Origin of the sequence: Streptomyces albicerus (assembly GCF_008905045.1) — a bacterium.
Lineage (GTDB): Bacteria > Actinomycetota > Actinomycetes > Streptomycetales > Streptomycetaceae > Streptomyces > Streptomyces albicerus.
In genome coordinates, this window is sequence record NZ_VWMY01000115.1 from 1 (window position 1) to 21,728 (window position 21,728).

The 21,728-nt window shown below is 69.3% G+C and carries 13 protein-coding genes; 9 read left to right on the forward strand and 4 right to left on the reverse strand.

The genetic code is table 11. The features are described 5' to 3' along the window. The first annotated feature begins 176 nt into the window (after positions 1-176). From GAS53_RS51010 to GAS53_RS51035, 6 genes are all read left to right on the forward strand, one after another. Positions 177-2,615 carry a GcvT family protein gene (locus GAS53_RS51010; RefSeq protein WP_151484670.1) on the forward strand — a complete coding sequence of 813 codons (2,439 nt, stop codon included), beginning with the start codon at positions 177-179 and terminating at the stop codon, positions 2,613-2,615. Between the two features lie 147 nt (positions 2,616-2,762). Further along, positions 2,763-3,623 carry a bifunctional methylenetetrahydrofolate dehydrogenase/methenyltetrahydrofolate cyclohydrolase gene (locus tag GAS53_RS51015; RefSeq protein WP_151484671.1) on the forward strand — a complete coding sequence of 287 codons (861 nt, stop codon included), beginning with the start codon at positions 2,763-2,765 and terminating at the stop codon, positions 3,621-3,623. After that, positions 3,620-4,906 (forward strand): serine hydroxymethyltransferase, encoded by a 1,287-nt coding sequence (gene glyA, locus GAS53_RS51020; protein WP_151484672.1) that lies wholly within the window; start codon positions 3,620-3,622, stop codon positions 4,904-4,906. Before GAS53_RS51015 ends, glyA begins: the two co-directional genes overlap by 4 nt. Continuing rightward, the gene (locus tag GAS53_RS51025; protein ID WP_151484673.1) at positions 4,903-6,135 is read left to right on the forward strand and encodes a sarcosine oxidase subunit beta family protein; all 1,233 of its coding nucleotides are present in this window, start codon (positions 4,903-4,905) and stop codon (positions 6,133-6,135) included. Before glyA ends, GAS53_RS51025 begins: the two co-directional genes overlap by 4 nt. A gap of 11 nt (positions 6,136-6,146) precedes the next feature. Beyond that, positions 6,147-9,380, forward strand: a complete 3,234-nt coding sequence (locus GAS53_RS51030; protein WP_151484674.1) for a sarcosine oxidase subunit alpha family protein — start codon at positions 6,147-6,149, stop codon at positions 9,378-9,380. After that, positions 9,373-9,984, forward strand: a complete 612-nt coding sequence (locus GAS53_RS51035) for a sarcosine oxidase subunit gamma (protein WP_151484675.1) — start codon at positions 9,373-9,375, stop codon at positions 9,982-9,984. Before GAS53_RS51030 ends, GAS53_RS51035 begins: the two co-directional genes overlap by 8 nt. Positions 9,985-10,276: 292 nt before the next feature. On the opposite strand, the gene GAS53_RS51040 is transcribed toward GAS53_RS51035, so the two are convergent. After that, positions 10,277-11,068, reverse strand: coding sequence for an IclR family transcriptional regulator (locus GAS53_RS51040; protein ID WP_151484676.1), 792 nt, complete (start codon positions 11,066-11,068; stop codon positions 10,277-10,279). Between the two features lie 96 nt (positions 11,069-11,164). Continuing rightward, a complete protein-coding gene (purU, locus tag GAS53_RS51045) occupies positions 11,165-12,037 on the reverse strand; it encodes a formyltetrahydrofolate deformylase (protein ID WP_151484677.1) in 873 nt (290 codons plus the stop codon). 644 nt (positions 12,038-12,681) lie between these two features. On the opposite strand from purU, the gene GAS53_RS51050 reads away from it, so the two are divergent. Both GAS53_RS51050 and GAS53_RS51055 read left to right on the forward strand, forming a co-directional pair. Beyond that, on the forward strand, positions 12,682-13,815 hold the full coding sequence (locus GAS53_RS51050) for an aromatic ring-hydroxylating oxygenase subunit alpha (protein ID WP_151484678.1): 1,134 nt from the start codon (positions 12,682-12,684) through the stop codon (positions 13,813-13,815). Between the two features lie 81 nt (positions 13,816-13,896). Then, positions 13,897-16,215 carry an FdhF/YdeP family oxidoreductase gene (locus tag GAS53_RS51055; protein ID WP_151484679.1) on the forward strand — a complete coding sequence of 773 codons (2,319 nt, stop codon included), beginning with the start codon at positions 13,897-13,899 and terminating at the stop codon, positions 16,213-16,215. Between the two features lie 20 nt (positions 16,216-16,235). On the opposite strand, the gene mshA is transcribed toward GAS53_RS51055, so the two are convergent. Both mshA and GAS53_RS51065 read right to left on the reverse strand, forming a co-directional pair. Then, on the reverse strand, positions 16,236-17,879 hold the full coding sequence (gene mshA, locus GAS53_RS51060; protein WP_225859635.1) for a D-inositol-3-phosphate glycosyltransferase: 1,644 nt from the start codon (positions 17,877-17,879) through the stop codon (positions 16,236-16,238). A gap of 25 nt (positions 17,880-17,904) precedes the next feature. Further along, on the reverse strand, positions 17,905-19,287 hold the full coding sequence (locus tag GAS53_RS51065; RefSeq protein ID WP_151484680.1) for an L-serine ammonia-lyase: 1,383 nt from the start codon (positions 19,285-19,287) through the stop codon (positions 17,905-17,907). A gap of 603 nt (positions 19,288-19,890) precedes the next feature. On the opposite strand from GAS53_RS51065, the gene GAS53_RS51070 reads away from it, so the two are divergent. Then, positions 19,891-21,003 carry a site-specific integrase gene (locus tag GAS53_RS51070; protein ID WP_151484689.1) on the forward strand — a complete coding sequence of 371 codons (1,113 nt, stop codon included), beginning with the start codon at positions 19,891-19,893 and terminating at the stop codon, positions 21,001-21,003. Positions 21,004-21,728 lie beyond the last annotated feature (725 nt).

Below are 21,728 nucleotides of genomic sequence, written 5' to 3' on the forward strand. Positions count from 1 at the left end.
CGGAAGGGGCCCGGCAGGCTGCGCTGGCAGCCTGCCGGGCCCCGCCGCGTTTCGGCCCGTTTCCCGACGTCGTGGACCCCTTGACACTCATCGCCACGACGGGCACATTGAGTTGCGCAACCTGAACCATGTTGCGCAGACAGCAACTGGATCGCTTTCAAGTCGGAGGTGCGGCGATGGCGGGACCCCGGGTGGTCATCATCGGAGCGGGCGTCGTGGGAGCGGCCCTCGCCGACGAGATCTCCGCGCGAGGCTGGACCGAAGTGACCGTGGTCGACCAGGGCCCGCTCCCTGCCACGGGGGGATCGTCGTCGCACGCCCCGGGCCTGGTCTTCCAGACCAACTCCTCCAAGACCATGACCGAGCTGGCCCGCTACACCGTCGAGAAGTTCTGCTCGCTCGACGTCGACGGACAGCCCTGCTTCCTGCAGGTCGGTGGCCTCGAAGTGGCGACCACCCCCGAGCGCGTCACGGAACTCCACCGCCGTCACGGCTGGCTCACCGCCTGGGGCATCGAGGGCCGGCTGCTGAGCGCCGAGGAGTGCGTCGAACAGCACCCGCTCGTGAACGCGGACAAGGTCCTCGGCGGCCTCCTGGTCCCGACGGACGGCCTCGCGAAGGCCGTACTCGCCGTCGAGGCGCAGATCCGGCGGGCCACCGAGCGCGGCGTGCGCTTCCTCGCCCGTCACGAAGTCCTCGACGTACAGCGGAGCGAGGGCCGCGTGACCGGCGTCCTCACCGACCAGGGCGAGATTCCCGCCGACATCGTCGTGTGCTGCGCCGGCATCTGGGGCCCGAAGATCGCCCGCATGGTCGGCATGAACCTCCCGCTCACCCCGCTCGCCCACCAACTGGCCTGGACCGGCCCGGTACCGGCGCTGGCGGGCCAGACGCAGGAGGCGGTGCGCCCGATCCTGCGCCACCAGGACGCCGACCTCTACTACCGCGACCGCTTCGACAGCCTGGGTATCGGCTACTACGGCCACCGTCCGATGCCGGTCTCCGCCGACGACATCCTGTCCGTGGACGACGCCGACGAGATGCCGTCCGTCCTGAAGTTCACCGAGGACGACTTCGCGGACGCCTGGACCGAGACCCAGTCACTGCTCCCCGCCACCCGGGAGGCCAAGGTCGAGGAGGGCATCAACGGCCTGTTCTCCTTCACCACCGACGGCCTGCCCCTCCTCGGCGAATCCCCGGACGTCAAGGGCTTCTGGGTCGCGGAGGCGGTCTGGGTCACCCACTCCGCGGGCGTGGGCCGCGCCGTAGCCGAATGGCTGGTCGACGGCCACTGCTCGTCGTTCGACCTGCACGAGTGCGACGTCAACCGCTTCGAGCCGCACCAGCTCGCCCCGGAGTACGTACTGGCCCGTGACTGCCAGAACTTCGTCGAGGTCTACGACATCCTGCACCCGCTCCAGCCGTCGGGGGACCCGCGCCCGATCCGCACGAGCCCGTTCCACGCCCGCCAGCAGGAGCTGGGCGCCTTCTTCCTGGAGGCGAACGGCTGGGAGCGCCCGCAGTGGTACGAGGCCAACGCCTCCCTCGTCGAGGGCCGCTCCATTCCGACCCCCAACGACTGGGCCGCGCAGTACTGGTCGCCCATCGTCGGCGCCGAGGCGCAGGTCACCCGCGAGACCGTCGCGATGTACGACATGACGGCCCTCAAGCGTCTGGAGGTCAGCGGACCCGGTGCCGCCGACCTCCTGGAGCGGCTGTGCACCGGTAAGGTCGCCAAGTCCGTCGGCTCGGTGACGTACACCCTGCTCCTCGACCACGACGGCGGCATCCGCAGCGACGTCACCGTCGCCCGCCTGGCCCCCGACCTCTTCCAGGTCGGCGCCAACGGCAACCTCGACCTCGACTGGTTCACCCGCCACCTCCCCGCCGACGGCACGGTCCAGGTCCGCGACATCACCCCCGGCACCTGCTGCATCGGCCTGTGGGGACCGCTCGCCCGAGACGTCCTGCAGCCGCTCACCGACGCGGACTTCTCGGCCGGCGGTCTGAAGTACTTCCGCGCCAAGCGCGCACACATCGGCTCCGTACCCGTCACCGCGATGCGCCTGTCCTACGTCGGAGAGCTCGGCTGGGAGCTGTACACCACCGCCGACCTGGGCCAGAAGCTGTGGGACACCCTGTGGCAGGCGGCCCGGCCGCTGGGCGGCATCGTGGCCGGCCGAGGCGCCTTCAACAGCCTCCGCCTGGAGAAGGGGTACCGCTCCTTCGGCACCGACATGACCTACGAACACGACCCGTACGAGGCCGGGGTCGGGTTCGCCGTCAAGCCGGAGAAGGACGACTTCATCGGCAAGGCCGCGCTGGAACGGCGCAAGACCGACGTGCGGCGCAGGCTGACCTGCCTCACCATCGACGACCCGTACGCCGTCGTCATGGGCAAGGAGCCGGTGTACGACGGTGACCGCCCCGTCGGCTATGTCACCAGCGCCGCCTACGGCTACACGATCGGCAAGGGGATCGCGTACGTGTGGCTTCCGGCGGACCTCGCCACCACCGGCCGCGTCCTGCACATCGGCTACTTCGACCAGCGCGTCGAGGCGGTTGTGGCCGAGGAGCCGTTGTTCGACCCGACCATGTCCCGTCTGCGTGGCTGAGCGGTCCGAAGGGGGTGCCGCGATGGGTTGTCGATCGGCTGCGGGCTTGTTGTGGCTGGTCGCGCCCCGCGGCGGAGCCGCATATCGACACAGCCCCGCGCCCCTTCAGGGCGCTCAGTGCCGACTCAGTTGGAAGGAGTACCGTCTGTGACCGCACAACTCCTTGACGGCAAGGTGACCGCAGCCGAGATCCGCCGTGAACTCGCCGAGCGTGTCGCCAAGTTGACCGCCATCGGTGGTCGGCCGCCCGGCCTCGGTACCGTGCTCGTCGGTGACGATCCCGGCAGCCGTGCCTACGTTGGCGGCAAGCACAGGGACTGCGCCCAAGTGGGCATTGCCTCGATCCGTCACGAGCTCCCCGCCGACGCCACACAGCAGCAAGTCGAGGACGTCATCGACGAACTCAACGCCGATCCGGCCTGTACCGGCTACATCGTCCAGCTCCCGCTTCCGCGCCACCTGGACGCCAATGCCGTCCTGGAACGCATGGACCCGGCGAAGGACGCGGACGGCCTGCACCCCGTCAGCCTCGGCCGGCTCGCCCTCGGCGTCGAAGCCCCGCTGCCCTGCACCCCGCGCGGCATCGTCGAACTGCTCCGCCGTCACCACGTGCCGATCGCGGGAGCGCGGGTGTGCGTGATCGGACGGGGCATCACGGTCGGACGCCCCATCGGACTGCTGCTCACCCGCAAGTCCGAGAACGCCACCGTGACCCTCTGCCACACCGGCACCAAGGGCCTGGCCTGGCACGTACGCGAGGCGGACATCGTCATCGCGGCCGCCGGCTCGCCCGGGCTGATCACCAAGGACATGCTGCGCCCCGGCGCGGCGGTCCTGGACGTCGGCATCACCCGTACCGACCACGGGCTGGTCGGTGACGTGCACCCGGACGCCGCCCAGGTGGCCGGGTGGCTCGCGCCGATGCCCGGGGGCGTCGGACCCATGACGCGGGCGATGCTGCTCGCCAATGTCGTCGAGGCCGCCGAGAGGAACGCGAACACCGTATGAACGCGCTGAACACCCCCCTGGCGGAGCTGGACCCCGAGGTCCATGCCGCGCTCCGCGCCGAGCTGCACCGCCAGCAGTCCACCCTCGAAATGATCGCCTCGGAGAACTTCGCGCCCTCGGCGGTGCTGGAGGCGCAGGGCTCGGTCCTCACCAACAAGTACGCCGAGGGCTACCCGGGCCGCCGGTACTACGGCGGCTGCGAACACGTCGACGTCACCGAGCGCCTCGCCATCGAGCGGATCAAGTCCCTCTTCGGCGCCGGGTTCGCCAACGTCCAGCCGCACTCCGGTGCCCAGGCGAACACCGCCGTATTCTTCGCGCTGCTCCAGCCCGGGGATACGATCCTCGGTCTCGACCTCGCGCACGGCGGGCACCTCACCCACGGTATGCGCCTCAACTACAGCGGCAAGATGCTCAATGTCGTGCCGTATCACGTGGCCGAGGCGGACAACCTCGTCGACATGGACGAGGTGGAACGCCTCGCCAAGGAACACCGCCCCAAGATGATCATCGCGGGCTGGTCGGCGTACCCGAGGCAGCTGGACTTCGCGGCCTTCCGCCGGATCGCCGACGAGGTGGGCGCCCTGCTGATGGTCGACATGGCGCACTTCGCCGGCCTGGTCGCCGCCGGGCTGCACCCCAACCCCGTACCGCACGCCCACGTCACCACCACGACGACGCACAAGACGCTCGGCGGTCCCCGCGGCGGAGTCATCCTCACCAACGAGGCCGACCTCGCCAAGAAGATCAACTCGGCGGTGTTCCCCGGTATGCAGGGCGGACCGCTGGAGCATGTCATCGCGGCCAAGGCGGTGTCGTTCAAGGTCGCCGCGTCGCCCGAGTTCGCCGAACGCCAGGCCCGGACCCTCGCCGGCTCCCGCATCCTCGCCGAACGGCTCACCCGGGCCGACGCGGCGGCCGCCGGAGTGAAGGTCCTCACCGGCGGCACGGACGTGCACCTCGTCCTGGTCGACCTCCGTGACTCCGAACTCGACGGCAGGCAGGCCGAGGACCTGCTCCACGAGATCGGCATCACCGTCAACCGCAACGCCGTGCCCTTCGACCCGCGCCCGCCCATGGTCACCTCGGGCCTGCGCATCGGCACCCCGGCGCTGGCCACCCGCGGCTTCACCGACGAGGACTTCGCCGAGGTCGCCGACGTGATCGCGCTGACCCTCCAGCCCGAGCCCGACACCGCCGCCCTGCGCGCCCGCACGGAGGCGCTGGCCGCCAAACACCCGCTCTACCCGCACCTTTCCGGTCCTTCAGGAGACGCCCGATGAGTCCCCGAACCCCCGGCGCCGAACTCCCGGAACACCCCGATTGGCTGTGGCGCACACCCGAGCCCAAGCGATCGTACGACGTGGTGATCGTCGGCGGCGGCGGCCACGGCCTCGCCACCGCCCACTATCTGGCGAAGAACCACGGCATCACCAACGTAGCCGTGCTGGAGAAGGGCTGGCTGGCGGGCGGCAACATGGCCCGCAACACCACGATCATCCGCTCCAACTACCTGTGGGACGAGAGCGCGGGCATCTACGAGCACGCCCTCAAACTGTGGGAGGGACTGGCGGACGAGCTCGACTATCCGATCCTCTTCTCCCAGCGCGGCGTGCTGAACCTCGCCCACAGCCTCCAGGACGTCCGCGACAGCGTGCGCCGGGTGGAGGCGAACCGTCTGAACGGCGTGGACGCCGAGTGGCTGGACGCTGAGCAGGTCAAGGAAGTCTGCCCGATCGTCAACATCTCGCAGGACGTGCGCTATCCGGTCCTGGGCGGCACCTACCAGCCGCGGGCAGGCATCGCCAAGCACGACCACGTCGCCTGGGGCCTGGCCCGCTCCGCCGACGCAGCCGGGATCGACATCATCCAGAACTGCGAGGTGACCGGTCTGGACGTGGTCGGTGGCCGGGTGGTGGGAGTCCAGACCACACTGGGCCCGATCGCGGCGGGCAAGGTGGCGCTCTGCTCGGCAGGCCACACCTCGGTGCTCGCCGCCATGGCCGGGATCGAACTGCCGCTGCAGAGCCACCCGTTGCAGGCGCTGGTCTCCGAACTCCTGGAGCCGGTGCACCCGACGGTCGTCATGTCCAACGCGGTCCATGTGTACGTCAGCCAGGCGCACAAGGGCGAGCTGGTGATGGGCGCGGGCATCGACTCGTACAACTCCTACACCCAGCGCGGCGCCTTCCACATCATCGAAGAGCAGATGTCCGCCGCCCTGGAGCTCTTCCCGGTCTTCGCCCGTGCCCATGTGCTGCGCACCTGGGGCGGCATCGTCGACGTCAGCCCCGACGCCTCACCCATCGTCGGCCTCAGCCCGGTCGACAACCTCTACCTCAACTGCGGCTGGGGGACGGGCGGGTTCAAGGCCACGCCGGGCGTCGGCTGGGTCTACGCCCACACCATCGCCCACGACACCCCGCACGCCCTCAACGCCCCCTTCTCGCTCGACCGTTTCACCACCGGCGCGCTCGTCGACGAGCACGGCGCTGCCGCGGTGGCCCACTAGGGAGCCGAACCATGCTGCTCATCCCCTGCCCGTGGTGCGGGCCCCGCGACGAGGCCGAGTTCCACTACGGCGGCCAGGCACACGTGCCCTATCCCCAGGACCCCGCGGCCCTGTCCGACGAGGAGTGGGCGCGCTATCTCTTCTTCCGCGACAACTCCAAGGGACCGTTCGCCGAACGCTGGAGCCACGCGGCGGGCTGCCGCCGCTGGTTCAACGCGGTACGCGACACGGCGACGAACGAGATCCTGACGGTGTACCGGGCGGGGGAGGAGCGTCCGGCCACGATTGAGCCACGTCCAGTGATTCCAGCCCGTCCGGCGTTTGAGGACGAGGCCGTTCAGGCCGATGGGGGCCTGGGGGCGAAGCCCCCAGCGGGGGTCCAGGGGGCGGGCCCCCTGGTTTCGGGAAGGGGCGGGGTGGGGGAGGAGAACCAGCCGTTCCGCCTGCCCACCCGCGGCCGAATCCACCGCGACGAACCCCTCACCTTCACCTTCGACGGCACCGAATACCAGGGCTACCGAGGCGACACCCTCGCCTCCGCCCTCCTCGCCAACGGCGTCATCCAGGCCGGCACCAGCATCAAACTCGGCCGCCCGCGAGGCATCTTCTCGGCCGGCGTCGAAGAACCCAACGCCGTGGTCCAGATCGAGGCACCCTTCCCGGAGCCGATGCTGCCCGCCACGACCGTCGAGCTCTACGACGGCCTGGTCGCGAGGAGCCTCCCCGGCCAGGGCCGTCTCGCCACCGAACCGGACCCGGCCCGCTACGACGCCGTACACGCCCACTGCGACCTGCTGGTCGTCGGCGCGGGCCCGGCCGGCCTCGCGGCCGCAGCGGCGGCGGCGAAGAGCGGCGCACGCGTCATCCTCGCCGACGACCAACCGGAACCGGGCGGCAGCCTCCTGGGCACGGGCGAACATCTCGACTGGGTGGAGGAGGTCGCCGAACTGCTCGAAGCCGAGCCCGAAGTGCGCGTGCTGCGCCGTACCACCGTCTTCGGGTACTACGACGACAACCACCTCCTCGCCGTCGAGCGCCGCACCAACCACCTCGGCGCTGGCGCCCCGGAGAACGTCTCCCGCGAACGCGTCTGGCGCATCCGCGCGCGTCGCGTCGTCCTCGCCACCGGCGCCCACGAGCGCTCGCTGGTCTTCGCGGACAACGACCGCCCCGGTGTGATGCTGGCGGCCTCGGCCCGCACCTACGTCAACCGCCACGGTGTCCTGCCCGGCCGCCATGCTGTCGTCTTCACCACCAACGACAGTGCCTACTCGGCGGCGTTGGATCTCAGCGCGGCGGGCGTGAACATCACGGCGATCGTCGACACCCGCCCCGAACCGGGGGAGTGGGCGCAGCGCGCCCGGGAGGCCGGCATCGAGGTGCTGACCGGGCACGCGGTCACCGGCACGGAAGGCGACACGCGCCTCACCGCCGTGACCGTCGCCCCGTACGGAGAGCCCACAGGGTGGCGGGAGTTCGCCGCCGACCTCCTGCTGGTCTCCGGCGGCTGGAACCCGGTGGCGCACCTGTTCAGCCAGGCGGGCGGCAGACTGCGCCACGACGAGGCGCTGGGCTCCTTCGTCCCCGACACCTGCCGCCAGGCGGTCGAGGTCGCGGGCAGCGCGAACGGCGTCCTGGACCTGGCCCGGGTCCTCGCACAAGGTGCGGCCGCCGGTGCCCGCGCGATCGAGGCCGGGGGCTACACCCCCGAGTCCCCCCGCCTCCCGCACGTGGCCGCGCGGCCGCAGACGCCGCCCATGCACGTGTACGTCGTCCCCGGTGACTCCGGCGCACCCCGCTTCGTCGACCTCCAACGCGACGTCACCGTCGACGACCTGGCCCGGGCGACCGGCGCCGGTATGCGCTCGGTCGAGCACACCAAGCGCTACACCACGGCCGGCACCGCCAACGACCAGGGCAAGACATCCGGCGTCCTGGCCAGCGGCGTCGTCGCCGAACTGCTCGGTGTGGACATCTCGGCGCTCGGCACGACCACGTTCCGGCCGCCGTACACACCCGTCTCCTTCGCCACGCTCGCGGGCCGCGACCGCGGCGCGCTGCACGACCCGATCCGGGTGACGGCCCTGCACGAATGGCATGTCGAGCACGGCGCGCTGTTCGAGAACGTCGGCCAGTGGAAGCGCCCTTGGTACTACCCGCAGGACGGCGAGGACATGGAGGCCGCCGTCCTCCGTGAGTGCGCCGCCGCCCGCGACGGTGTCGCCTTCATGGACGCCTCCACCCTCGGCAAGATCGACGTCCAGGGCCCGGATGCCGCCGTTTTCCTGGACCGGCTCTACACGAACATGATGAGCACCCTGAAGGTCGGCATGATCCGCTACGGCGTCATGTGCCGCCCGGACGGCATGCTCTTCGACGACGGAACTGTCATCCGCCTCGCCCAGGACCGCTTCCTGGTCACCACCACGACCGGCAACGCGGCGGCCGTACTGGACTGGATGGAGGAGTGGCTCCAGACCGAGTGGCCCGAGCTGCGCGTCCACTGCACGTCCGTGACCGAACAGTGGGCCACCGTCGCTCTGGTCGGGCCCCGCTCGCGCGAGGTCCTGGGCGCGCTCGCGCCCCAACTGGCCGTCTCCAACGACGACTTCCCGTTCATGGCATGGCGGGAGACGACCGTGGCCGGCATCGAGGCCAGGGTGTGCCGGATCAGCTTCTCCGGCGAACTCGCCTACGAGATCAACGTGTCACCGTGGGAGGCCCTCGCCCTGTGGCAGGCGCTGTACGAGGCCGGTGCCCCGTACGGCATCACCGCGTACGGCACCGAGACCATGCACGTCCTGCGGGCGGAGAAGGGCTACCCCATCATCGGCCAGGACACCGACGGCACCGTCACCCCCCAGGACCTCGGCATGAGCTGGGTGGTGTCGAAGAAGAAGCCCGACTTCATCGGCAAGCGCTCCTACGCCCGTGCCGACACCGTCCGCGCCGACCGCAAGCACCTGGTCGGCCTGCTCCCCGAGGAGCCGGGCACCTTCCTCCCCGAGGGCACCCAACTGGTCGCCGACGGCGTGCTGCCCGCGCCGCCCGTCCCGATGCTCGGCCACGTCACCTCCAGTTACCGCAGCGCGGCGCTGGGCCGGACCTTCGCCCTCGCCCTGATCAAGGGCGGCAGGGAGCGCATCGGGGAGAGGCTCTACGCCCCCGTGGGCGACCGGCTCGTCCCGGTGACCGTCGCAAGCCCCGTCCTCTACGATCCCGAGGGAGCCCGCCGCGATGGCTGACACCGCTCTTTCCGTCCCGCTCCGCAGTCCCCTGACGGATGCCGCCGACCGCCTGGCCGCCGCGACCCGCGCCTCCGGGGGCGCGGTCCGGCTGGCCGAACTCCGCTTCCTGACCCAGCTCAATGTGCGCCTCGACGCCAAGGGAGCGGCGGCGGACGCCGTAGGACTCGCGCTGGACCTCCAACTGCCCCTCGAACCCAACACCGTCGTACGCGCCGGGGAGTTGACCGCGTTGTGGCTCGGCCCGGACGAGTGGCTGCTGGTGGGCCCGCCCGGCAGCCGGAGCGACCTGGAGAGCCGCATCCGGACGGCCGTGGAGGACGAGCCCGTCTCCGTCACCGACGTCTCCGCCCAGCGCACCGCGCTCCTCGTCGCGGGCCCCCGCGCCCGCGACCTCCTGGCCCACGGCTGTTCGCTGGACCTGCATCCGCGCGCCTTCGGCGCCGGGCGTTGCGCCCAGACCACCCTCGCCCGGGCCCAGATCGTCCTGGTCGCCCGGGACGAGCCCAGGGCCGGATTCTGGGTACTGGTCCGTTCGTCCTTCGCCGGCTACTTGACCGACTGGCTGCTGGACGCGGCCGCGGAATGGGGGCTGGATCGGTAAGCACTGGGCCGCCTCATCAGCTCACTGGCTGAGCAGGCGGTCGAGGCCGCTCAGCTCACCGGCTGAGCAGGTGGTCGAGGCCGCGCTGACCGCGATCCCGCAGGTCGGCGCGGCTACGTGGCGTCCGGCGACGCCGACTTCTTCGTGGAACTGGCCGCACCCGGCCTAAGCGCCTACGAGCGGGTGCTCACGGACGGCATCCTGGCCATCGCATCGCATCGCATCGCATCGCATCGGATCGGCCCGGTCCGGTCCGCGTCCCTGACCGGGGGTTGCCGCCCGGGGCCACGGATCAGCCCAGATAGCCGAGACGGTGACTGAGCTCGTCCGCTCCTTGCACCAGCGCCGGTGCGACCTCCTGCATACGCTCCTCGGTGAGGCGGAAGGCCGGCCCCGAGACGGTGAGGGCGGCGACGGTTTCGCCGTCGCGCGAGCGGACGGGAGCGGCCATCGCGTTGAGGCCCTCTTCGTATTCCTCCACCGTCATGGCATAGCCCCGCTCCCGTGCTTCGGCGAGATCTGCCTCCAGCTTCTCCTTGGAGGTCAGCGTGCGGGATGTCATACGAGCGAGCCCGGCCTCGGCGATGAGCTCATCGCGGCGCTTCGGGTCGAGGTGGGCCAAGAAGATCTTTCCGCTCGCTGTGCAGTGCGGTGGCGTCAGCCGTCCGACCCAGTTCTGCGCGGCGATGGCGGACGGGCCGCGCACCTGGTCGAGATTGACCACGTGGTGGGACTCCAGTACCGCGATATTCAGCGTCTCGCCCAGCTCCTGGGCGAGACGCTCGCAGATCCCTCGCCCGTACTTGGTGATATCGATGCGCCCCGTAACCGCACCGGCCAGGCGCACGATCCCGAAGCCGAGACGGTACTTTCCGCGCTCGGCCTCCTGCTCGACCATCCCATGCGCCTCCAGCGCGCCGAGCAGGCGAAAAGCAGTGGATTTGTGGACGTCGATCGCCGCGGCCACTTCACTCACGCCCGCCTCGCCACGCTGGGCCAGGATCTCCAGCACAGAGACAGCCCGGTCAACGGACTGCACTCCGCCGCCGGATGCGCCTGCGGGCTCAGTGCCGTAGTTGCTCATAGTGAAACCATAAGTGGATTGGTCAACGTAGGTGTCGCCCTGAAAGATTTTCGGTGGGTGCCCCTGTGGGGGCGTCACCGGAGCTTGTCGGACCGGTCAGCGGAAGACGACCGAGCGGTTGCCGTTGATCATGACCCGGCTCTGGCTGTGCCATTCCACCGCTCGGGCGAGGACCTGCGCTTCGACGTCGCGGCCCAGGGTGACCAGGGTGTCGGGGCTCTGTGAGTGGTCGACGCGCATGACGTCCTGCTCGATGATCGGCCCCTCGTCGAGGTCCGGGGTGACGTAGTGCGCCGTGGCCCCGACGAGCTTGACGCCGCGCTCGTGCGCCTGGACGTACGGCCGTGCTCCCTTGAAGCTCGGCAGGAACGAGTGGTGGATGTTGATCGCCCGGCCTTCGAGCTGCTTGCACAGATCGTTGGACAGGATCTGCATGTAGCGGGCAAGGACCACGAGGTCGATGTCGAGCTCGTCGACGAGTTCCAGCAGCCGCGCCTCCGCGTCGGCCTTCGTGTCCGGCGTCACCGGAACGTGGTGGAACGGAATCCCATAGCGCTCCGCGAGCGATTCGAAGTCCCGGTGGTTGGACACGATTGCCGGCACCTCGATGTTGAGCGCACCGGTGCTCCGCCGGAAGAGCAGGTCGTTCAGGCAGTGGCCGAATTTCGACACCATGATCAGCGTGCGCGTCGGAGTCGACGCGTTGTGCAGCTGCCAGGAGATCCGGTACGCCTCCGCCACGGGAGCGAAGCCGGAACGCAGGTCTTCCAGTGACGTACTCGGATCCGAGACGTCGAAGTGCACGCGCATGAAGAAGCGGTCCTGCAGCCGGTCGTCGAACTGCTGGCTCTCCTGGATGTTCCCGGAGTGCCGGACGAGGAAGCCGGTGACGGCGTGGACCAGGCCGGAGCGGTCGGGGCACGAAAGGGTGAGGACGAACTCGCGATCGGGCTGCGGTCGAAGGGACACTGAGTCCTCCCAGTGGAGTGCGCATTACGCAACGATGCGATTGATACGCAACATGGTCCGGCTGTGACGGCCTGCGGTCAAGAGCCCGCCCTGACGTTGCTTCCCGGCGGTTGCGGCGCTGGGCCTGTCGGATGCCGCCGCCGGCGCCCAGTCGAGGGGTGCGCTTTCCGGCGGTCCGGGGTGACCTCTTGACAGCGGTCTGGGCGGCCTGCACTGTGTGTTGCGTAGAGAGGTGCGCGTTGCATATAGAGCAACCGGATTGGGGGTGGGTGGCGATGGCGGGACCGCGCCTGGTCATCATCGGTGCGGGTGCCGTGGGGGCGGCGCCGGCCGAGGAGCTGTCCGCCCGGGGCCGGACCGAGGCGACACTCGTCGACCACGGGCCGTCGCCGGCCACCGGCGTGACTGTGCCGCCGAGGCCGACCGCGAGCACGTCTCCCGCGAGCGCGTCAGCCGGCACGGCGTCGCCCCGGGCCGCCGCGCAGTCGTCCTCACCTTCAACGACAGCCCGGACCGGCACCCTTCAGCCGAATCACGGCGGCCGCTCACACAGTTCCGTGTGAGCGCGAGCCCGCATGAACCCCGCTCTTTCCCCCGTGCATGACACAACCACCTGCCCAAGGCGCTTCCCTTCGAGGTGAACTATGACTACGACCGGACTGCCGGAGAGCCTGATCGCGACCCTCTCCGGTGACCACTACACGGACCCGGAGATCTTCCGTCTGGAGCAGGAGCGCATCTTCGAGTCGATGTGGTTCTGTGTGGCGCGCTCCTCGGAGCTGGAGAAGCCGGGCGCGTTCAGGACCGTGGATGTGGGCCGGGAGAGCGTCCTGGTGACCCGGTCACGGAACAACTCCGTCCGCGCCTTCTTCAACGTGTGCCGGCACCGCGGCGCCAAGCTGTGCACGCAGGAGTCCGGTGAGGTGAAGCGGGCGTTCCAATGCCCGTACCACGCCTGGACCTACGACCTGGAGGGCAAACTCGTCGCGGCCCCGAACCTGACGAAGATGCCTGACGTGGGCCGGACCGAGTTCGGCCTGGCGAGCGTGTCGGTGCGCGAGTGGCTGGGCTATGTGTGGGTGTGCCTGGCCGAGAATCCGCCCTCGTTCGAGGAGTCGGTGATCGCGGACGTGGTGGCGCGCCTGGGCGACGTGGGGGCCATCGACCAGTACGACATCGACAGCCTCGAGGTCGGCAAGCGGATCGTCTACGACGTGAAGGCGAACTGGAAGCTGATCATCGAGAACTTCATGGAGTGCTACCACTGCGCGACGATCCACCCGGAACTGACCGAGGTGCTGCCGGAGTTCGCCGACGGCTACGCGGCGCAGTTCTACGTGGGGCACGGCGCGGAGTTCGGAGAGGACGTCAAAGGTTTCACCATTGACGGCTCGGAGGGCCTGGACCGCATTCCGGGGGTCGCCGAGGATCAGGACCGCCGGTACTACGCGATCACGGTGCGGCCGCAGGTGTTCATCAACCTGGTCCCCGACCATGTGATCTTCCACCGGATGTACCCCGTGGCGGCCGATCGGACGATCGTGGAGTGCGACTGGCTGTATCTGAAGGGCGTGGTGGAGAGCGGCAGGGACGTCAGCCGGTCGGTGGAGCTGTTCGACCGGGTCAACCGGCAGGACTTCGACGCCTGCGAACGCTGCCAGCCGGCGATGAGTTCGCGCCTGTACGCCAAGGGCGGCGTCCTGGTGCCCAGTGAGCACCACATCGGCGAGTTCCACGACTGGGTCCAGGCCCGTCTCGGTACCCCCCAGCCCCGGTAGCCACCAGGAGGAAAGCACGGCACGGATGCCGTGCGGCTGGTCAGGCACCCACTCATTCCCACACACCGCGGAGCGCTACCGATGAGCCGCAAGGCACCTGCCGAGGACCCCGGCGATTCCCGACTGCGGGTGGGCCCGCCGAAGGACTACGCCGCGGGCATCCCCGCGGTCACCTCCTCGCTTCGCCACGCCCACGCGCAGATGGGCGTCCGCCGCAGTCTGCTGACACTGCTGAGTGTCAATCAGAAGGAGGGCTTCGACTGCCCGGGATGTGCCTGGCCGGAGCCCGAGCACCGACACCGCGCCGAGTTCTGTGAGAACGGGGCCAAGGCGGTGGCGGAGGAGGCGACCCTGCGCCGGGTCACGCCGGAGTTCTTCGCCGAGCACACGCAGGCGGCACTCGCCGGACGCAGCGACTACTGGCTCGGTCAGCAGGGACGTCTCACCCATCCCATGTACCGCCCCGCAGGCAGCGACCGGTACCAGCAGATCTCCTGGGACGAGGCGTTCGCCGTCGTCGCCCGGGAACTCGGCGCCCTGGACTCCCCGGACCAGGCCGCCTTCTACACCTCCGGCCGGGCGAGCAACGAGGCCGCCTTCGCCTACCAGCTCTTCGTCCGGCTCTTCGGCACCAACAACCTGCCGGACTGCTCCAACATGTGTCACGAGTCCAGCGGCTTCGCCCTGGTGGAGACCATCGGCATCGGCAAGGGCAGCGTGCACCTGGAGGACCTGTACGAGGCCGACCTGATCCTGGTCGTGGGGCAGAACCCGGGAACCAACCATCCCCGGATGCTCTCGGCGCTGGAGACCGCGAAGGACCGCGGAGCCCGCGTCATCGCGGTCAACCCGCTGCCCGAGGCGGGACTTCTGCGCTTCAAGAACCCCCAGCGGCCCTCCGGTGTGCTCGGTGGCGGCACTCAGCTGTCCGACCTGTTCCTGCAGATCAGGCTCGGCGGCGACCAGGCCCTCTTCCAGGCCTTCAACCGCATGCTCCTGGAGGCGGAGGACGAGGCTCCCGGCACGGTCCTCGACAACGCCTTCATCACCGCGCACACCCACGGCTTCGAGGAGTTCGCCGAACAGGCCCGCAAGGCATCCTGGGACGACATCCTGGAAGCCACTGGCCTCTCGGCGAAGGAGATCAGGCAGGCGTTCCAGGAGGTACTGGCCGCCAAGAAGATCGTCGTCTGCTGGGCGATGGGCCTCACCCAGCATCGCCACTCGGTGCCGACCATCCGCGAGGTCGTCAACTTCCTCCTGATGCGCGGCAATATCGGGCGCCCCGGCGCCGGCCTCTGCCCCGTCCGCGGCCACTCCAATGTCCAGGGCGACCGGACCATGGGCATCTACGAGAAGCCGGACGCCGCCTTCCTCGACGCGCTCGGCGCGGAATTCGGCTTCGTGCCGCCGAGCCACCACGGACACGACGCCGTGGAAACCATCCGGGCCATGCGGGACGGACAGGTGCGGGTCTTCGTGGCGCTCGGCGGCAACTTCGTCTCCGCCGCTCCCGACACCGAGCTCACCGAGCGTGCACTGCGCAACTGCGAACTCACGGTGCAGATCTCCACCAAGCTCAACCGGTCCCACGCGGTGTCCGGCCGGCAGGCACTCATCCTGCCCTGCCTGGGCCGCACCGAATCCGACCTTCGCCCCACGGGGCCTCAACTGGTGACCGTGGAGGACTCCATGGGCATGGTGCACCTCTCGCGGGGGCGGCTGGCGCCCGCGTCCGACGCCTTGCTGAGCGAGGTCGCGATCATCTGCCGGATGGCGCGGGCGGTCCTCGGGGACGACGGTTCGCAGGTGCCCTGGGCGGAGTTCGAGGCGGACTACGACCGAATCCGGGACAGGATCGAACGGGTGGTTCCCGGCTTCGAGGACTTCAACGTGCGGGTGCGCGAGCCCGGCGGCTTCGCGCTGCCCCACCCCCCACGGGACGAGAGACGCTTCCCCACCAGGACCGGACTGGCCAACTTCACCGTCAACCCGCTGGAGGTGATGCGCGTCCCGCAGGGGCGGCTCATCCTCCAGACCATCCGCTCGCACGACCAGTACAACACCACCATCTACGGTCTGGACGACCGCTACCGCGGCGTCCATCAGGGCCGCAGGGTGCTCTTCCTGCATCCGGACGACCTCGCCGCACACGGCCTGGCCGAAGGCGACCTGGTCGACATCGTCAGCGAGTTCTCCGACGGGGTCGACCGCCGGGCGCCGGCTTTCCGCACGGTCGCGTACCCCACCCCTCGCGGCTGCTGCGCCGCCTACTTCCCCGAGACCAACGTCCTCGTTCCGCTGGACAGTACGGCGGAGGTCAGCAACACCCCCACGTCCAAGTCCATCGTGGTCCGGCTGGAACCGGCTTCCGCCGCCGGCAGGCCCACCACGCGGTAGCCGACCGAGCAGCGGGCGACTCAGGTCGCCCGACCGTGCTCGTGCATCGCGGCCGCGTACACGTCTGCCGTGGCCGCGGCCGTCATGTCCCAGCCGAAGGACCGGGCGTGCCGGGCGGCGGCCGCGCCCATCCTCGCGGAGAGCGCCGGATCGTCGGCGAAGCCGCGCAGCGCCCGCGCGTAGTCGGCCGGATCGTGCCCCGGTACGAGGACGCCGCTCACCCCGTCCCGTACCGCCACCGGCAGGCCGCCGACCGCGGCCGCTATCACCGGGGTGCCGCACGCCTGAGCCTCGGCGGCCACCAGGCCGAAGGACTCGCTGTAGGACGGCACGACCAGCACGGTGGCTGCCCGGTACCAGTCCGCGAGCTCGGCCTGACCGACCGGCGGATGAAAGAGCACCACATCGGAGATGCCGAGCTGGGCGGCGAGCTTCTGCAGCTCCTCCGGTCTGTCGAGGCCGCTGCCGCTCGGCCCGCCGACGACCGGCACGACGATCCGTTCGCGCAGCCGCGGCCGTTCCTCCAGCAGCCGGGCCACCGCGAGCAGCAGGATGTCCGGGGCCTTCAGGGGCTGGATGCGGCCTGCGAAGAGCGGTATCAGCGCTTCCCGCGGCAGCCCGAGGCGGGTGCGGGCCGCGGCCCGGCCGGCCTCGCCCCCGGATGGGTCGGGCCGGAAGCGGTCCAGGTTCACGCCCGGGCTGACGACTGCGACCTTGGCGGGATCGGCGTCGTAGTGGCGCAGCAGCTCGTCGGCTTCCTTCTCGGTGTTGGCGATGAGCCGGTCGGCGGCCCGGACGACCTGTGTCTCCCCGATCACGCGGGACACGGGTTCGGGGGTGTCGCCCTCGGCGAGGGATGCGTTCTTGACCTTGGCCATGGTGTGCATCGCGTGCACGAGTGGTACGCCCCAGCGCTCGGCGGTGAGCCGGCCGACGTGGCCGGACAACCAGTAGTGCGAGTGCACCACGTCGTAGTGTCCGGGACGCCGGCCTGCCCAGGCCTGCGTCACGCCGTGCACGAAGGCGCACAGCCGCGCCGGCAGCTCGTCCTTGGCCAGGCCCTCATAGGGGCCCGCGGCCACATGCCGTACGAGCACCCCGGGCGCCGGCTCCACGGTGGGCGGAAGCGCGGCGGAGGTGGCACGGGTGAAGATCTCCACCTCGATGTCGATCGCGGCGAGGCGTTTGGCGAGTTCGACGATGTAGACGTTCATCCCACCCGCGTCACCGGTGCCGGGCTGGTGCAGCGGCGAGGTGTGCACGCTGAGCATCGCGATGCGGCGGGGGCGGCAGTGGGTGCCCGAGGGCCGCAGCCGGGGCGGGCTGACGAGGGTGCTCCCGTGGTCACAGCCGTGGATTCCTCCGAGCCCCGGCAGAGAGTGGCTCACTTCGAGAGACCTCCTTGCGGGGCCGGGTGTTGTCTGTCCGGCGCGGCTCGCGTCGGGGACGTTGACGCCGGGGGAGCGAGCCCCGACGGTCCGGCGGTCGTCACCGGGTGTGCGTATGCCCGTGGCCGAACCGTCGGTGCGGTCGCAGGCCCGGCAGAAGGGGCGGGTGACGTCATGCGGCGTGCTCATGCCTCGCCGGACGCCGACGGTGCCGAGGTGCGGCGCGTGCTGCCCGTTGAGGCAGCTCCCGTCAGCGACGCGATCCCGGTCGTCCATGAAGACGCCTCCAACTCCCGCGTCTTCAGCACTCGATGACGTTGACCGCGAGCCCGCCGCGCGCCGTCTCCTTGTATTTGACCTTCATATCGGCGCCCGTCTCCTTCATCGTCTTGATGACCTTGTCCAGGGAGACGTGGTGGCGGCCGTCGCCACGCAGGGCCATCCGGGCCGCGGTGACGGCCTTGACCGCCGCCATGCCGTTGCGTTCGATGCACGGGATCTGCACCAGGCCGCCGACCGGGTCGCAGGTGAGGCCCAGGTTGTGCTCCATGCCGATCTCGGCGGCGTTCTCCACCTGTTCCGGCGAGCCGCCGAGCACCTCCGCGAGTCCGCCCGCGGCCATCGAGCAGGCCGAGCCGACCTCGCCCTGGCAGCCGACCTCGGCGCCGGAGATGGAGGCGTTCTCCTTGAACAGCAGGCCGATGGCGCCGGCCGCCAGCAGGAACCGGACGACGCTGTCGTGGTCGGCTCCGGGGACGAAGTTGAGGTAGTAGTACAGGACGGCCGGGATGATCCCGGCGGCCCCGTTGGTCGGGGCGGTGACCACCCGGCCGCCGGCCGCGTTCTCCTCGTTCACCGCCATCGCGTAGAGGGTCACCCACTCCATCGCCCGGCCCGCCGGATCGCCCTCGGCCCGTAGCGCATTGGCCGCCGCGGTGGCCCGGCGGCGGACCTTGAGCCCGCCCGGCAGAATGCCCTCCCGGGACAGGCCGCTGGCCATGCACGCCTCCATCACACGCCAGATCTCCAGCAGGCCGGCGCGAATCTCGGCCTCGGTGCGCCAGGCCTTCTCGTTCTCCAGCATCAGGGCCGAGATCGACAGACCCGTCTCCCGGGTCAGGCGCAGCAGCTCGTCTCCGCTGCCGAAGGGGTACTTCAACACCGTGTCGTCCAGCTTGATGCGGTCCTCGCCGACCGCGTCCTCGTCGACGACGAACCCGCCGCCGACCGAGTAGTACGTCTTCTCCAGCAGCGGCAACCCGTCGGTGTCGTAGGCGAAGAGCGTCATGCCGTTGGCGTGGTACGGCAGGGAACGACGGCGGTGCAGCACCAACTGGCTGTCCGTGTCGAAGCCGATCTCGTGGGCATCGCCGACGTCGCGGCCCAGCAGCCGCAGCCTTCCTGCCGACGTGATCCGTTCGACGTCCGTCTCGGCCTGGGCGATGTCCACCGTGTGCGGCTCGTTGCCCTCCAGACCGAGCAGGACGGCCTTGGGGGTGCCATGGCCGTGGCCGGTGGCGCCGAGGGAGCCGAAGAGCTCGGCCCGTACCGATGCCGTCCGGGCGAGGAGCCCGTCCTCCTTCAGCCGGCCGACGAACATGCGGGCCGCCCGCATCGGGCCGACGGTGTGCGAACTGGACGGGCCTATACCGATGGAGAAGAGATCGAAAACGGAGATGGCCACGGCCGGGCTCCCTTGTCTGCGCATGGGTGTGGCGGGCGGTACTGGTCCGTGGCCGGGCGGCGTACGAGACGAGTGGCCCGGCGGATGTCGACGTCTGGGTGGCGTGGTCGTACGGGGTGCGGGCCGGGTCGGTAGCTCGCGGAGCCGTGACGGGAAGAGCGGACCAATCACAGGTCTGTTTCTAATGACACAACTACCATCTCTATGCGCAACAGCCTTTCCCCTTGGGTCGGAGGTTGTCAAGAGGAGAGCCGCACAGCATCGCGCCGCCGCTGCGGTCGACGTGACCGGGCTCTCGGTGCGGCCGCTCGCGCCGTTCCGTAATCTGGTTCCGCCTCAGTGCCCTTGACCTGCAAAAGCAGGCAGGGAGCCGAATCCTGGGAGTGTTCGATGCTGCGCACCATGTTCAAGTCCAAGATCTAACACTTTGTCATCTGCGCAGGTCAGAGGCATGATTGTCGGGTCAAGGTCAGCAAACTGTCAGCATGGGACGCGGTTGCGTCCCGCCGTTGCTGACCCCCGGGCTGGGAAGCACCCCAGCCTGGGTCGTCCCCAGCTCCCGTTCGGAAGGTTTGTTTCGTGCCCCGACAGCTCGCCCGCGGAATGGGGTCCTTCTTCAGGGACTGCGAGTGCGCCAAACCGACCCGTTGTCCGCATCCGTACACGATTCGGTTCAGGGACGCTCTCGGCAAGCAGCGTGAGGAGACCGGATACGGCACACAGGACGACGCGATTGAACGTCTCACGCAGCTCTACGCGGAGAAGAAGCGGACGGCGCCATCCGTTGCCGAGGCTCGCCGAGAACTCGGTCAGCAGACGGTCGAGGAATATGCGAAGCAGTGGCGGCCCCGGCAGCGCAGGATGACGGAGTATTCCACGGGTGAGCACGTTGACAGCTCCATCAATGTGCACATCATTCCCCGGCTCGGATCGCGGAAGCTGAACACTGTCACGCCGATCGTGGTCGAGCGCTTCTTGGGCGAGTTGGAGACCGACGGGGTCGGTCGCGGAAACCAGGTGAACATATTCCGCACCCTCAAGGCCATCCTGCGGGACGCTTATGGAAAGGGGGCCATGACGGATGACCCTGTAAAGGGGGTCCAAGAACCGGAGTACGTCCGTGAGAAGGTAATCATCCCGTCCCTGGCCTACGTGAAGGAGGCGCTGACTGTCGCTGATGAGGATCTTGCGCTCGAGATCGTCATGATGGTGGGCTGCGGCTTGCGAAATGGTGAGGCCCGGGCGGTGAACGTCAACAACGTTGTCGCGGACGACGTCTACAGGGTGCACGAGCAGATCCACTCCAACACGCATAAGCCGGCGAAGCTGAAGCACCGCAAGGCAGGTGAGTTCAGGGAGGTTCCTCTACCGCGCTCGGTGCGGGAAGCGATGGAGCGATACGAGGAGAAGCGCGGGACCACAAAGGAGGGGCATCTGCTGCGTGGTCCGAGCGGGTACTACACGGAACCGATGGAACGCCGCCGCGTGCAAAGGCTCTTCAGTAATCTCCCTACGGATGACGGTGTCGGCATGTACAGCTTTCGACACTACTTCGCCTCGAACGCGCTCGGGAACGGAATACCTATCACCGACGTCGCGGAATGGATGGGTCACAAGTCCATAGAGGAGACGTATCGTACCTACCGGCATCTGATGCCGGGCAGCATCGCAAAGGCGGCCCGCATTCTGGATGCCGGTTTGTGGGAAGCGGCTTGATTCGACGTTGACTGACAGCAGGTTCTTTGTCTGCTGGTGGTACACGTGCGGCACGTCGCTGACCAGTGCAAATAGCACCTCTCGGCACCCAGAGCGGTTCGCTGGCCCGGAAATGGTCCGGATCTTGATAGTAAGGCGGTTCCTTGACGTCGTGATCGCCGTAGACGCCGATCACGGCGGTGGGGTACGCCAGGGCGACCAGGGGATTCGACCGTTTCGCGAATCCTGGTCTTGTCCAGCGCCTCCGGTGGGTTGCCGATGAGGCGGAGCAGGCTGTGTACGCGGCACCGGTTGAGGATGTTCGCGGTCATGGGCACCCCGTAGAGGCGGCCCGGGTGGAGGATTCGATCGTCCAGACCCGGTGCACTTCGTCGTGAAGTTGTCTACCCGGCGGTGCTGACCTGCAGTGATGCGGCCTTTCTGGCCTCTGACCTGTGCGGATGAGTCTTTCAGCGTCTTTCGCGATCGTGTCGCGTTACGCAGCCGAGTCTCCCCACGAGCTCCCAGGGCCGCAAATACTCCCCAGATTCTCCCCAAGGATGGCTGCTGTCCGGACCCGGTGACCTGCGAGGACAGCTCAGCTGAGGCGCTGTCGTAGCTACGCCGAGTGGCTCCTGCGGGTAGGGGCTCAATCCGTTGTCGCGCGGCGGTGTGGAACTCACCCGGTACTTGTCCCCCACCCGCATGACCGGCACCGGAAACTCCCCATCGCGCATGACCCGGTA

Bases quoted from the DNA above. Each gene is read 5' to 3' on its own strand.
- GAS53_RS51070 (WP_151484689.1), top strand. From the start codon at position 19,891: ATGGGGTCCTTCTTCAGGGACTGCGAGTGCGCCAAACCGACCCGTTGT.
- GAS53_RS51025 (WP_151484673.1), top strand. From the start codon at position 4,903: ATGAGTCCCCGAACCCCCGGCGCCGAACTCCCGGAACACCCCGATTGG.
- GAS53_RS51035 (WP_151484675.1), top strand. From the start codon at position 9,373: ATGGCTGACACCGCTCTTTCCGTCCCGCTCCGCAGTCCCCTGACGGAT.
- GAS53_RS51050 (WP_151484678.1), top strand. From the start codon at position 12,682: ATGACTACGACCGGACTGCCGGAGAGCCTGATCGCGACCCTCTCCGGT.
- GAS53_RS51030 (WP_151484674.1), top strand. From the start codon at position 6,147: ATGCTGCTCATCCCCTGCCCGTGGTGCGGGCCCCGCGACGAGGCCGAG.
- GAS53_RS51010 (WP_151484670.1), top strand. From the start codon at position 177: ATGGCGGGACCCCGGGTGGTCATCATCGGAGCGGGCGTCGTGGGAGCG.
- mshA (WP_225859635.1), bottom strand. From the start codon at position 17,879: ATGGACGACCGGGATCGCGTCGCTGACGGGAGCTGCCTCAACGGGCAG.
- GAS53_RS51040 (WP_151484676.1), bottom strand. From the start codon at position 11,068: ATGAGCAACTACGGCACTGAGCCCGCAGGCGCATCCGGCGGCGGAGTG.
- glyA (WP_151484672.1), top strand. From the start codon at position 3,620: ATGAACGCGCTGAACACCCCCCTGGCGGAGCTGGACCCCGAGGTCCAT.
- GAS53_RS51055 (WP_151484679.1), top strand. From the start codon at position 13,897: ATGAGCCGCAAGGCACCTGCCGAGGACCCCGGCGATTCCCGACTGCGG.